We start from the raw sequence: 13,457 nt of genomic DNA on the forward strand, positions 1-13,457 counted from the left end.
CCGCCCGTGTCCGAAGGGTGCCTCAGCGGCCGGTCGAGCCGAATCCGCCATCCGAACGCACCGAGCCGGGCAGGCGTTCGGCGGGCACGAAACGGGCCTGCACGTAGCGCTGGATGACCAGCTGGGCGATGCGCTCCCCAGGCTCGAAGTGGACCGACTCATGCGGATCCAGGTTGATCAGCGGCACCTTGATTTCGCCCCGGTAGCCGGCATCGATGGTCCCGGGCGCGTTGAGCACGGTCACCCCCATTTTGACCGCCAGCCCAGAGCGTGGATGAACCAGGCCGACGTAGCCGTTGGGCAGGGCCAGTGCCACTCCCGTGGGCACCAAGGCCCGCTGGAAGGGGGCCAGATCCACAGCCACACTGGCTCGCAGATCGGCCCCCGCATCGCCGGGCATGGCGTATTCCGGCACCTCGGCCCCATCCAGGGACTGGAACAGGACCTCGACCGTTTCAGGCTCGTTGTAGGACTCGTCATAGGCCATCAGGCGGCGCACTCCTTGCAGACGGGCTTGCCGTCGGGGGTGGTGTAGGCCAGCTGGCTCCGGTGCTTGACCAGGAAGCAGTTGGAGCAGATGAATTCATCGCCCTGCATGGGGATGACGGTCACCGAAGAGTCCTCATTGCTCAGGTCGGCGCCAGGCAGCTCGTAGTCCTCGGCGATGGCGTTCTCGTCGTCGTCAAGGTCAGCCCCGGCATCCTGGCCGTTTTTGCCAAGCTCCTGCAGGGATTCCTCGTCTTCGTCCTTGTCGCGCGGGGTATCGTAATCCTGTGCCATCGTGTACCCTTTCCTTGTTCGACCAGCCACCTCGTATGCCGGTCATTTCACACGATATGTACTGCGCATAGGATACACGATTTCAAAAGCACGTAAAATACCAACCGTAGGGCACAATGGAAATACCTAAGGCCGTGTAAAGGAACCGTAAGAGGATAGGGGCGTGCATGTCTGAGAATGGGACCAGGGTGGCCAGCTTTGACCATGTCGACGACAGGGGCGATCTGGTCTTCGTCTGTGACCACCGGCACTTCGCCGTAAGGGTCGACGATGCGCTTGATCGCGCCATTCTTGAGGCCAAGCAGGTCAAGGAGGAAGAGGACGTGGACCCCCAGACCGGCAAGTCCAAGCCACTGCCTGTCTCAGCCATTCAGGCTGCTGTGCGCGCAGGCGCCCGCCCAGAGCAGGTGGCTCAGCAATACGCTGTCAACGAAGCGCTGGTACGGCGTTTCGCGGCCCCGGTGGAGACCGAAAAGAAGTACGCCATCGAGCAGTTCCTGACCATGCCGGCCCCCAAGGGATCGGGCGGGCGAAACTACCAGGAACTGATCGGCAAGGTGCTGGCCCGTGCCGGGGTCAGCCTGTCACAGGTTTCCTGGCAGGCCACCAGACGAGGGTACGAACCCTGGAACATCAACGGCGTGTTTACGCTGGACAAGCGGATCTTCAACGCCCGCTGGGCCTGGAACATGCATGACAACACCGTGACCTGCATGAACGGGGCGGCCAGGATGCTGCTGGACGATTCCGAAGACGACCATGGCCAGGGGCGTCCCGGCTGGGACCAGGGTCCCGCCGAAGAGATCGACGACCAGACCGACAGGCGACCTCCAAACCAGGAGGATGCCCTTGCCCGAATCGAGGAAGAGGACCGTAGCTCGGACGACCAGGAGGACGGCGAGCGCCAAGCGGCACTCACAGCCTGGCTCTATGGCAAGCCCAAGGAAGGCCAGGAGCGGACAGCCGAGCGAAAGCCCAGCCACCCCAGTGCGGAACTGACCGAGGACCCCGACACGGCCGAGCATCCTCCCATCCGAGACAATGAATCCACCATGGTCCTGCCCATACAGAACCATGGGCAGAGCCAGGAGCCGGAACAAGGCGATGATGCCGGTCAGGATGAGCAGGAGGACGAGACCAGGGAGGGCCGCCGCGGCAAGCGGGCCAAAAAGCACTCCGGGCGGTCGGCCGTACCCAGCTGGGACGAGATCCTCTTCGGCAAGTAGTCAGAGGCAAGTAGTCAGACCAGATCGATCAGACAGGGGATCTGCGTCTCCAGACGGGTCCATGAGCCATGCACACCAGGTAGTCTGGTCGCGGCATCAGTCTGATCTGCAGAATTCACCAGGGTGACCCGGTCGCCGGCCAGAACCAGAAGGTCGCCGATCATGGGTCGAACCCGGGTGTCCACAGGGCCGAAGATGCCCCCTTGGATGGCCTGATCCCGGGTCAGCACCCAGGCCCGCTCCCCCAGACGCTGGTGCCAGCGTGCAGCCACCACCTGGGGATCCGCCCCCTGGTCCAGATAGAGCATGACCGCCCTGGGCTCACCGCCCACCAGTCGCACATCCCGGTTCAGCTCCGGGTCCTGGGCGATGTCGATGCGCTGGTCCGGATCAGCCTCGACCATGCCGTGATCGGCCACGATCACCGTCAGCGTCCCGGCGGGCAGGCGGCGATGAAGCTCGGCCAGCTGTGCATCGGTCGCTTCGAGGACGGCCACCCACTCCTCGCCCTCCCAACCGCTGTGGTGGCCCACCTTGTCCACATCGCGGATATAGAGGTAGGTCAGCCCCGGCTTGCGGGCAGCCTCGCAGGCGGCCAGGAGACGCTGACGGGAGTGGTTGTGGGCCAGGTACTCCCCGCCGCGCAGAGCCGCGCGGGTCAGGGCGGAGTTACGAAAACGCGGCATACCCGACGAGGTCACCCGGACACCCTGCGCCTGGAGGGTCTCGAAGACCGTGGGGCGGCGCTGCAGACGCTCGGGATCCTGAGCCCCCCTGAACTGGATCATCTGGCCCAGCTGGCCGGTGTCCGGATTCAGCTGGGTGTAGCCGGTCATGCCGGTCAGTCCAGGGCTGGTTCCGGTGCCGAAGACCCCCATGGCCGCCACGGTCGTCGAGGGCAGGCTGGTGTAGAGGGGACGCTGGTTGATGGGTTCGGACAGCAGCGAGCGCAGGTAGGGAACATGGCCCTGGCGGCTGACCAGGTTCCAGAATCCCAGGCCGTCCACCAGGACGACAACCACCGACTGGGCTTCCGGCAGTCCCAGGGCCTCCTGGAGGGTCTTGGCAGACGGATGGACGTCAGTGGACACGGGCATTCCCAGACAGGCGCTCAGGGCGGGCAGGACGGCGGACAGATGCCTGGCCCCGCCGACTTGCCTGTCCCCCGCCCGGTCCCCGTATCGGATAGGCGGACTTGGCTGCAGCAGTTCCTTCATGTCAGGTGTATCCAGACCCATGCCTTCCATTCAAGCACGGTCAGACCCCAGGCCGACACTGCATCCCTGCTGTGAATGCTTTGGCGGACCGTCCGGTTATCATAAGGCGGAACGTGAAGGAGCAGGAGCTGGAGCATGGCAACTCATCGCAGGAGCAAGGCGGCGGGGTACGACCCCAGGCAGGTCAAGGAACACATCGTCGAAACCCCTCTGAACGAGGAGATGAGCAAGTCCTTCCTGGAATACGCCTACTCGGTCATCTACGCCAGGGCCCTGCCCGACGCCCGTGACGGACTCAAGCCGGTCCAGCGGCGGATCATCTACCAGATGGGTCAGATGAACCTCAACCCCGACCGCCCCTACATGAAGTCCGCCAGGGCCGTGGGCGAGGTCATGGGCAAGCTGCACCCCCATGGCGACTCATCCATCTACGAGGCCATGGTCCGCCTGGCCCAGCCCTTCGCCATGCGCCTGCCCCTGGTCGACGGCCACGGCAACTTCGGATCCCTGGACGACGGACCGGCGGCCTCCCGCTACACCGAGGCCAGGCTGGCCCCGGCGGCTCTGGGCATGAACGCCGACATCGACCAGGACACGGTGGACTTCTCCCCCAACTACGACAACAAGCTCAAGGAACCCCAGGTCCTGCCCTCGGCCATCCCCAACCTGCTGGTCAACGGGGCCTCGGGCATCGCCGTGGGCATGGCCACCAACATGATCACCCACAACCTGGGCGAGGTGGTGGCCGCCGCCAAGTATCTGATGGCCCACCCGGACGCAAGCCTGGACGAGCTCATGCGCTACGTACCCGGTCCGGATCTGCCCGGCGGCGGAATCATCGTGGGACGGGACGGCATCCGCAAGGCCTACGAGCACGGCCGGGGTGCCTTCGTGACCAGGTCCGTCACCCACCTGGAGAACGTGACCGCCCGCAAGAAGGCCATCGTGGTCACCGAACTGCCCTTCATGGTGGGCCCAGAGCGGGTTCTGGAACGCATCTCGGATGGGGTGCGCAACCACAAGCTGGAGGGCATCTCCAGCGCCATCGACCTGACCGATCGGCACAACGGGACCCGCCTGGTCATCGAGATCAAGACGGGATTCGACCCGGGCAAGGTCCTGGGCAAGCTCTACAAGTACACGCCCCTGGAGGACTCCTTCACCATCAACAACGTGGCCCTGGTCCATGGACGGCCCAGAACCATGGGGCTCAAGGAGCTGTTGGAGGTCTGGGTGGAGCACCGGCGCACGGTCATCCATCGGCGCAGCGAGTTCCGCCGCAAAAAGGCCCTGGAGCGCCTGCACCTGGTCGAGGGGCTCCTGCTGGCCCTGGTCGACATCGACGAGGTCATCCAGGTCATCCGCAGCTCGGACGATGCGGATGCGGCCAAGACCAGGCTGATGGCGGTCTTCGACCTGGATCAGATCCAGGCCCAGTACATTCTTGACCTGCGGCTGCGGCGGCTGACCAAGATGAGCCGGATCGAGCTGGAGGGCGAGCGCGACGACCTGAACAAGCAGCTGGAGGAACTGGAGCGGATTCTGGGCTCCTCGTCCGAGCTGGACCGGGTGGTCATCCAGGAGATGGATCAGGCGGTGGCCCAGTGGGGCACGCCCAGGCGCACGGTCATCCTGGACCAGGAGCCCTCCGGTGACCTGGCCCCCGTGCAGTCGGCGGTCGGCGATAAGCAGACCACTCAGCAAACCTCAGGCAAAGTGGGTGCTGGCTCCCAGGCTGCGCTGCTGGCCGGCGGAGGAAGCGGCAGCGGTGGCGACGGCGGCGACCTGCACATGGAGGACAAGCCCTGCACGGTCATGATGAGTGCCACCGGCCTGCTGGCACGCAGCACCCCGGGCGCCCTGGATGCCTGGCGGTCCCGCCCGCGCAACCAGGACCGGGGGCGCGACGACCAGATCATCGCCATATTCGCCACCACCACCCTGGCCACCTATGGCCTGGTCACCACGGCTGGACGGCTGATCACCGCACCTGTGGCCGACCTGCCGCTGATCCCGGCCACCGCCAACCCCAACCTGAGCGGGGGCATCGTGGCTGACGAGCTCCTTGGCGGAACCGCCAGCACCGAACCCCAGGCCGACGAGCACGCCGTCACCGTCATCGACATGGCCGACTCCCGACCTCTGGCCCTGGGCACACGCCTGGGCACGGTCAAGCGCTGGAACCGCGAGTCGCCGACCACCATGGACTCCTGGTCGGTCATCGACCTGAAGGATGACGACCAGGTGGTCTTCGCAGCCCCCTGCCAGGACGGGGACCGCATGGTGCTCATCTCCTCGGATTCCAGCCTATTGACCTTCACAGGGGACAAGGTCCGACCCCAGGGCCGCAATGCCGCCGGCATGGCGGGCATCCGTCTGGCCCAGGGCTGCCAGGTCGCCACCTTCGCGGTCGTGCCAGCCGGGGAGATCGGTTGGACCTACCAGGAGACCGGCGAGGATGGCATGAGCACCCAGGCCGGGGCCGTGGTCCTGACCGTGGCCGGCGACTCCGAGGCCCTGCCCGGCACCGAGAACGGCTCGGCCAAGCTGACCCCGCTGGAGATGTATCCGGTCAAGGGCCGCGGAACAGGCGGCGTGCGCTCCCAGCGCTTCCTGAAGGGACAGGACACCCTGCTGCTGGCCCGGGTGGGCGCCTGGCCCCTGCACGCCAGCACCGCTGCCGGTTCCCCGGTCGAACTGCCCGATGTGGACATGCGTCGGGATGCCTCCGGCCAGGAGCTGGCAGCGCCCATCGCCTTCGTGGCCTGAGGGCGCTCAGCAAAGACTCAGTAGAGGGCCATGCCGCCCGGTCCGGCCGTGAATCCGGCGGCGGCCAGGGCCATGCCCACCGGTTCGCGCATGGTCAGGGGCCGGCCATTGGCATCACTGAAGAGGATGCGCCCCTGCCCGCCCCGCCTCAGCCATGAGGCCAGCTGGGCGAAGGCGGCCTCCAGCAATCCCCGCTCGGGCTCACCGAAGACCAGCAGATGATGACCCTTGGGCGCCGCATAGACCAGGGCGCGGCCTCGATTCTGCACCAGGAGGTTCCCCATCCGCCGAATGGGACGACCGCCGGCATCCCCTGATGTGGTCGGCCAGGCAAGGGCCGTGCCATAGAGGTTGGCGGGATCGGTCACATCCATGACCACGGGTTCGGGCGGCCGCTGCTTCGATCCGCCTTCACCATCATCATTGCGCTCACCTTCTTGGAAGTCCCTGAGCTGGTCGATCACCTCCCGGGGGGCGAACTGGGCGCCGCCGAAACCGTCCACGATGACCCCACGCGTCAGCTGGCCGGCCTCCTCCATGCGTCTGCAGACCTGATAGAGGGCCGAGAATCCACCAGGGAGTGACCGCACTTCGGGCAGGACCGGGGCCAGGAGCCCATAACGGTCCAGGATGGCCCGCCCCTGGTGGACCAGGCGGACGGTCCGCTGCCGGTCATCGTCCTGGCTGCTTCTGGGCTTGTCGCTTGAATCGGCCATGCCAATCCCCGCTGCTCTGCGCTCATCCGCAACCAGGGTCCAGAATCCCTCCGTCGCCGCTGACAGCGCTGATGAGCCGGCCGTCCGTGTCAAGGCCGCGCGACCCAAGGGCCTGCCGCGTCCACGCAGACCATGGGGCAAACGGCGCGTCCTACCCGAGGTCTGTGAGCCTGATCCTCGGACCAGGCGCCGAACCGGAGCCAGGGAGGCGTTGGTGACCAGTCCACGCCTGACCAGGCCCCAGAGCGACCGGGCCATGGCCTCCTGGTCGGGGGCCTCAGAAACAGGGGGCTCAAGGTCATCCCCACTCCGACCGGCACAGGCGCGCAGAAGCCGATCGAAGCGGTAGGCTCCCCCATCGGCCAAAACATCCAGCAGGGCCTCTTCCCTATCGCCCGGGTTGTCCAGGTTGCCCGACTTGCCGATCTCATCCGTGGCCGACGGGGAATCGGCGGACCGTGTTGGAAGCTCCTCATCCAAATCCTCTGCCAGATAAAAAGTCATGGCGCCCAGCGGGCCCTCCCCCTGGTCGGACCCCACCCAGACCACCTGACCCGAGGCCAGCAGATCGTCCATCAATGCCGGACCGTAATCACGCACCCTGGCCGGGAAGATAGCCGACTCCCAGAGTTCGGGCGGCAGAGCCAGCCCTTCCAGCTGCGCAACGACCTCCAGCAGTCCCTCGGTGCCCATCAAAGGCTCCTGGCCCAGGGGTGCCAGACCCTGCCGGTGAAGAAGAAAGTCACCGTAGACATGACCGGGGACCGGCCTGGCGGCCTTACTGGCCTTGGCCAGGGACCGCGAGCGCAGCCGACGGAAGACCTCAGGATCCAGCCATCCTCGGCGGGGTTCGCCTCCCTCCCATCCGGGCTCGCCATAGGCTCTCAGGTCGGGACGGGGGAAGACCCCGGTCATGAGCAGCTCGCGTGCGACCAAGGAACGCAGCTTATCCTCCAAGAGAGCACTGCCCAGGCCCAGGTGACCGGCCAGGTCCTCGGTGGTGAACGGCCCATGGACTGCGGCGTATTGCCTGACCAGCTGGTCGAAGGCCTCGCTGTCCGATTCCGATTGCTTTGTCGGCCGGGAGGATGGATGGTTGATGCCTGGGCCCAGGACCGCCGTCAACCTTCCTACCTGACCGGCCCATACCCAGCAGTCGCGGGTGCCCAGTCTGACCTGGACCACCCTGGACTGGTCCTGCAGCTGCTTGAGCATGGCCTGAACCTGTGCCTCCGTCACCGGCTGGTCCTCCTGACCGCGCATGCGCCGACGAATCCCGGCCGGATCCATGGGGCCCAGGGTCCGCAAGAGGTCGGCCAGCCCTTCGGCACCCCTGGCCCGGGTCTTGGGCGAAAGCCGCTGCAGGTCAGCAGTCACCTGATCGACGGTCTCCTGGTCCAGGAGGTCAGCCATGTCCACCTGCCCGACCATCTGCTCCAGCAGGTCGGAATCGATGGCCAGCATGGCAGCGTCGCGCTCGGCCTTGGGCATGTCGTACTGGTACATGAAGGTCCCCAGGTAGCCGAAGAGCATCCCTGAGGCCATGGGCGAGGGAGTCTTGGTGGAGGCCGGGACCAGACGGACGCTCCCCTGCTCCAGGTCGGCCATGAGCTCGCACAGGGCAGGCATGTCGTAGACGTCCTGCAGGCACTCACGCATGGTCTCCAGAACCAGGGGGAAGTCATTCTCCTTCAGGGCCGCGTCCAGCAGACGGGAGGCCCGCAGACGCTGCTGCCAAAGTGGAACCCTGCGGCCCGGCTCCATCCTGGGCATATAGAGCGAGCGGGCTGCGCACTGGCGGAAGCGGGCCTGGAAGAGCGCAGAGCCAACCAGATGCCGTCGGACCTCGCGCTCCACCTGATCGGGGGTGAATCCGAATATTCGCTGATCATCCAGGAAGGTGTCGGTGCCCGGGATCTGCACGACGATGCCATCCTCCCCCGCCCAGACGGAACCGTCATAGCCGCGCTCGCGGGAGAGCCGGGCGGCGATGGCCAGGGCCCAGGGCTCGTTGACCCTGCGGCCGTATGGCGAATGGAGGATCAGCCTCAGGTCGCCCTCCTCGTTGGGACAACGCTCGACCACCAGGTGTCGATCGTCGGGCACCCGGCCGGTGGAGGCCTGCTGCTCGGCCAGAAAGGCGGCCAGATTGTTGATGGCAGGACGGTCCAGGCCGTCCTCCAACAGACGAGAACAGACGGATTGAGTGAAGCCCGGCCGACCGGAGGCAGTCTGGACCGCCGGTATCAGGCCCTGCGACAACTCCCTGGCAAGCCTGCCCAGACGACGGCCGAAGGCGGGGTCACGACCGGTGCCCTCCCCGTGCCAGAAGGGCAGTCTGGCTGAGCGTCCCGGAGCGGGCACCACCACCACACGGTCGCGGGTGATCTGCTGGATCCTCCAGGAGGTGGTGCCCAGGGTGATCACATCCCCCTTGCGGGACTCGTAGACCATCTCCTCGTCCAGCTCTCCTACTCGACGGGGTTTGCCGCCGGCGGCCTCTGAAGGCATGACCACACTGTAGGAGCCACGGTCGGGAATGGTGCCTCCTGAGGTAACCGCAAGTCGCTGCGCGCCGGGGCGGGCCGTCAGCGTGCCTGTCTGTTGGTCCCAGACCAGGATGGGGCGGAAGGCGGTGAAGTCCTGCGAGGTGTAGGCGCCGCTGAGCATGCCCAGCACCGCCCGGTAGACCTGCTGGTCCAGGTGGGCGAAGGGCGCGGCCCGTCTGACCGTGGCCAGCCAATCCTGCTCCTTGAGCGGTCCCATGGCGGCCGCGGCCACCGTCTGCTGGGCCAGAACATCCAAAGGACTGCTGGGCATGATGGTGGGTTCGATATCACCTTGGACCATACTTTCCATGCTGGCTGTACACTCCAGGATCTGCTCGCGGGTCAGGGGGAAAAGCCTGGCTTGCGACACCCGTCCCACCTGGTGGTCGGCTCGTCCCACCCTCTGCAGCCCCGAGGCGGTCGACAGCGGGGCATTGACCTGGATGACCAGATCGACCGAGCCCATATCGATGCCCAGTTCCAGGCTGGAGGTGGCCACCACGCACTGCAGCCTGCCGGCCTTGAGGTCGTCCTCCACCTGGCGTCGGCGCTCCTTGGACACCGAACCATGGTGGGCCATGGCAATGGGTTGGTCGACACTAAGGCCGGAAGTTCTCTCGGAGGTGGACCCGGTGGCCGAATCGTAGTGAGCGGGCTCCCTGGCCTGCGCAACCCTGCCCGTGGGCTGGTCTGTTTCAGGATGTGACCCTGGCTGGTCCCCACTGTTGCCTCGGCTACGGTGGTTGGACGCTTGCAGATCGGACTGGTGCAGGTCGTTCAACCGGGCGGTTAGACGCTCGGCAAGACCTCGTGAGTTGACGAAGACCAGGGTGGTTTGGTGGGACAGGACCTGGTCCAGAATGGCCCGCTCGACGGCTGGCCAGATAGATCCGCTTCTTTGGTCGCCCCCCTGACCCTCTTCGCCGGATTCGCCGGGTGGCGCTGTCAGATCGCCCATGTCCTCCAGGGGCTCGATCAGCCGTAAGTCCATGGCTGTGGCCGACTTGGGCTGGATCAGGCTGACCGGACGGCTGCCACCCAGGAAACGTGCCACCTGTTCGGGCGGCCGGACCGTAGCCGACAGGCCGATCCGCTGCACGGGCCCTCCGACCAGGTCGTCCAGCCGCTCCAGGCTCAGGGCCAGATGGGCACCGCGCTTGTTGCCCGCCAGAACGTGGATTTCGTCCACAATAACGGTCTGCACATTCTTCAACGTGCTGGCTGCCTTGGAGGTCAGCATCAGATAGAGGGATTCAGGGGTGGTGACCAGAATATCCGGGGGATGGGCGGTCAGGGCCCTGCGGCCGCGGGCGTCGGTGTCCCCGGTGCGGATGCCCGTCCGGACCTTGGGCGCTTTGTGTCCCTGCTGTCCGAATCGCTCGGCTATGCCGTCCAGCGGAGCCTGCAGGTTGCGGGCCACATCCGTCCCCAGGGCCTTCATGGGCGAAATGTAAAGCACGGCGACCCCAGGCTTCCGGGAGCGCCGAGGCATGGTCATGAGCTCGTCGATGGCCCAAAGAAAGGCGGCCAGGGTCTTGCCCGACCCGGTGGGCGAAATGATCAGCGCATCGCCGCCTGAGCGGATGGCCGGCCAGGCCTGCATCTGGGTCGGCGTGGGCCCGTCGGGAAAGGCCTGGCGGAACCAGCCGGCCGTCTGCGGGGAGAAATTACCCAGGGGATCGCCCATATGCGCCATACTCCTCTCCCCCATTTTGGGCCTTGCTGAAGGTCGATCAGGTGTCGATCTTGCTCCGGTCGAAGTCATCGGCATTGTCCACGATGAACTGCTTGCGGGGCGGCACGTCGTCGCCCATGAGCAGGGGGAAGATGCCGGCCGCCTGAGCGGCATCCTCCATGCGGATGCGGCGCAGCATGCGGGTCCGGGGATCCATGGTGGTGTCGGCCAGCTGGTCGGCATCCATCTCGCCCAGACCCTTGTAGCGCTGCACATCGGGATTGTAGTCGATGTGCTTGGCCTGCAGGTCGGCCAGCTTGCCCTCCAGCTCATCGTCCGAATAGGTGTAGATGAACTTCCCCTTGTTCTTGCCTGCCAGGGCGATTCGATGCAGGGGCGGCACGGCTGCGTAGACCCGTCCGTTCTCGATCAGGGGGCGCATGTAACGGTAGAAGAGGGTCAGCAGCAGGATGCGGATGTGGGCGCCGTCAACATCGGCGTCTGTCATCATGATGACCTTGTTGTAGCGGGCCTGGTCGATGTCGAAGCTGGCTCCCGAGCCGGCGCCGACCACCTGGATGATGGAGGCGCACTCCTTGTTGGTCAGCATCTGGGACAGGGAGGCCTTCTGCACGTTGAGTATCTTGCCGCGGATGGGCAGCAGGGCCTGGAACATGGAGTTTCGGGCTGCCTTGGCCGTGCCCAGGGCGGAGTCGCCCTCGACGATGAACAGTTCGGCGATGTCGTCATTGCCGGGCATGGAGTCCGAGAGCTTGGAGGGCATGGAGGCCGATTCCAGGGCGTTCTTGCGCCTGGTGACCTCCTTGGTCTTGCGTGCCTGGACGCGGGCGTGCATCTCGCCCACGATCTTCTCCAGCACCTGGCTGGACTGCTCCTTGAAGCCGCGCTTGGAGCCGCTGATCATCTGGCCGAACTGGTCGTCGGTCATCCGGGTGACGATGGGTTTGACCTGGGCCGTACCCAGCACGTCCTTGGTCTGACCCTGGAACTGCGGCTCGGCGATGCGCACGGTGACCACAGCCACCAGACCGGCCAGGACGTCGTCACGTTCCACCTTGTTGTGGGAGTCCTTGAGGTTGACCTTGAGGCGGCGGGCGTTGGCCTCCACGGCCTTGCGCACCTGACGGGTCATGGCGTTCATGAACCCGTCCACGTGCATGCCTCCGCCGGGCGTCTCCACCACATTGACGAAGCTGCGGACGACCGAATCGTAGTCATTGACCCAGCGCAGGGCTATATCTACCCCGCAGACACGTTCCACCTGCTCGGCGTGCAGTTCGCCGTCCGAGCCCACCCGCTGGGTCTCCTCCTGATAGGTGTCCTGACCGCTGATCCGCCAGATGTCGCTGACCGGCTCGCCCTTGGACAGGAAGTCCACGAAGTCCGTCACTCCGCCGGTGTGCAGGAACTCCTCCACACGCTGATGACCGGACTCGTCCTCCGGCTGCAGCATGGCCCGGTCGGCCCGCTCTGTGGCCGAAAGCTCGGCATCATCCACCTGCGCGTCCCCGGCACGTTCGCCTTCGGCACCTTCTTCTGAAGAGTCGCCGCTGTCAGACGGTTCACGAAGGTTCCCCTGAGTCTCCTGAACGTCCTGATCGTCCGGTTCCGCGCCAGGCCCGCCGTCGACCTCCAGGCGCAGGTCCTGATCGGCGCTTCCTGTGGCGGGGATGCGATCGTCGATCACGGTGATCTTGAGACCGGGCACAAGAAAGCTGGTCTGGCGCACCCGATCGATCAGCTGGTCGTAGCTGAACCGGGCCGTTGTGTTGAAGATTTCCGGGTCGGCCCAGTAGCGCACCCTGGTACCGGTCCGGGACTTGGGCACCCTGCCCACCACCTCCAGGGGCGTAGGCCGGTTCTTCCTGGTGCGTTTGAAGGGCGAGTCAGGCGAGGGATGCTCCGGATCTGGGTCCTGGTAGGTGCCGGGATGGCCCTGGTGGAAGCGCATCCGGTGGGTCTTGCCGTCCCTGTCAACCTCCACCTCCAGCCGGGAGCTCAGGGCGTTGACCACCGAAGAGCCCACGCCGTGCAGGCCGCCAACAGCCGTGTATGAAGAGTTGCCGAACTTGGCGCCTGCGTGGAGCTTGGTCAGGACCACCTCCACGCCGGTCAGCCCGGTTCGAGGCTCAATATCGACGGGGATGCCCCGGCCGTTGTCGTCCACCTCGATGGAGCCGTCCTTGTGCAGGATGACCTTGATGTGGTCGCACTGGCCGGCCAGGGCCTCGTCCACGGCGTTGTCGATGATCTCCCAAAGGCAGTGCATGAGCCCCTGGCTGTCCGTGGTCCCGATGTACATGCCTGGACGCTTGCGCACTGCGTCCAGGCCATCCAGGACCGTCAGACTGCCGGCACCATAGGACTTTCCCTTTTCAGGCTTTTTCGCCACCATTTACCTCGCCGTTCACCTCTAGGCGCCCAGGGGACACGGGTCCTCGCATGGGCGGTCGCTTACGCACCGATGACCATTTCTAGCAAGGAGGCCTCGACAGCATCCGGAC

General features: G+C 65.8%; 7 protein-coding genes. 2 read left to right on the top strand and 5 right to left on the bottom strand.

The window, feature by feature from the left end; translation table 11 throughout:
• Window positions 1–22: 22 nt before the first annotated feature.
• Together dut and H3U90_RS00310 are read right to left on the bottom strand one after the other, a co-directional pair.
• Complete coding sequence (gene dut, locus H3U90_RS00305) at window positions 23–487, bottom strand: dUTP diphosphatase (RefSeq protein WP_154313602.1); 465 nt, start codon at window positions 485–487, stop codon at window positions 23–25.
• Window positions 487–780: a DUF4193 domain-containing protein gene (locus tag H3U90_RS00310; protein WP_154313601.1), complete on the bottom strand. Its 294-nt coding sequence runs from the start codon at window positions 778–780 to the stop codon at window positions 487–489. Before H3U90_RS00310 ends, dut begins: the two co-directional genes overlap by 1 nt.
• A 167-nt stretch (window positions 781–947) precedes the next feature.
• Here H3U90_RS00310 and sepH point away from each other — a divergent pair, with 167 nt between their 5' ends.
• Entirely contained in the window at window positions 948–2,006 is a 1,059-nt protein-coding gene (gene sepH / locus H3U90_RS00315; RefSeq protein ID WP_198176571.1) for a septation protein SepH, read from the top strand.
• Between the two features lie 14 nt (window positions 2,007–2,020).
• Here the strand turns inward: sepH and H3U90_RS00320 are convergent, their stop codons facing one another.
• Complete coding sequence (locus H3U90_RS00320) at window positions 2,021–3,244, bottom strand: alkaline phosphatase family protein (protein ID WP_198176572.1); 1,224 nt, start codon at window positions 3,242–3,244, stop codon at window positions 2,021–2,023.
• Between the two features lie 114 nt (window positions 3,245–3,358).
• On the opposite strand from H3U90_RS00320, the gene H3U90_RS00325 reads away from it, so the two are divergent.
• Window positions 3,359–5,992 carry a DNA gyrase/topoisomerase IV subunit A gene (locus H3U90_RS00325; RefSeq protein WP_198176573.1) on the top strand — a complete coding sequence of 878 codons (2,634 nt, stop codon included), beginning with the start codon at window positions 3,359–3,361 and terminating at the stop codon, window positions 5,990–5,992.
• A gap of 17 nt (window positions 5,993–6,009) precedes the next feature.
• Here the strand turns inward: H3U90_RS00325 and H3U90_RS00330 are convergent, their stop codons facing one another.
• Both H3U90_RS00330 and H3U90_RS00335 read right to left on the bottom strand, forming a co-directional pair.
• Window positions 6,010–10,944, bottom strand: a complete 4,935-nt coding sequence (locus H3U90_RS00330; protein WP_198176574.1) for an ATP-dependent helicase — start codon at window positions 10,942–10,944, stop codon at window positions 6,010–6,012.
• 46 nt (window positions 10,945–10,990) lie between these two features.
• Window positions 10,991–13,348: a DNA gyrase/topoisomerase IV subunit B gene (locus H3U90_RS00335; RefSeq protein ID WP_198176575.1), complete on the bottom strand. Its 2,358-nt coding sequence runs from the start codon at window positions 13,346–13,348 to the stop codon at window positions 10,991–10,993.
• Window positions 13,349–13,457 lie beyond the last annotated feature (109 nt).

Origin of the sequence: Bifidobacterium sp. W8103 (assembly GCF_016100775.1) — a bacterium.
In the GTDB taxonomy this organism is placed as follows: Bacteria; Actinomycetota; Actinomycetes; order Actinomycetales; family Bifidobacteriaceae; genus Bombiscardovia; species Bombiscardovia choladohabitans.

What these genes read in the sequence shown, in the direction of transcription:
- dut (WP_154313602.1), bottom strand. Translation starts at nt 487, where the DNA reads ATGGCCTATGACGAGTCCTACAACGAGCCTGAAACGGTCGAGGTCCTG.
- H3U90_RS00310 (WP_154313601.1), bottom strand. Translation starts at nt 780, where the DNA reads ATGGCACAGGATTACGATACCCCGCGCGACAAGGACGAAGACGAGGAA.
- sepH (WP_198176571.1), top strand. Translation starts at nt 948, where the DNA reads ATGTCTGAGAATGGGACCAGGGTGGCCAGCTTTGACCATGTCGACGAC.
- H3U90_RS00320 (WP_198176572.1), bottom strand. Translation starts at nt 3,244, where the DNA reads ATGGGTCTGGATACACCTGACATGAAGGAACTGCTGCAGCCAAGTCCG.
- H3U90_RS00325 (WP_198176573.1), top strand. Translation starts at nt 3,359, where the DNA reads ATGGCAACTCATCGCAGGAGCAAGGCGGCGGGGTACGACCCCAGGCAG.
- H3U90_RS00330 (WP_198176574.1), bottom strand. Translation starts at nt 10,944, where the DNA reads ATGGGCGATCCCCTGGGTAATTTCTCCCCGCAGACGGCCGGCTGGTTC.
- H3U90_RS00335 (WP_198176575.1), bottom strand. Translation starts at nt 13,348, where the DNA reads ATGGTGGCGAAAAAGCCTGAAAAGGGAAAGTCCTATGGTGCCGGCAGT.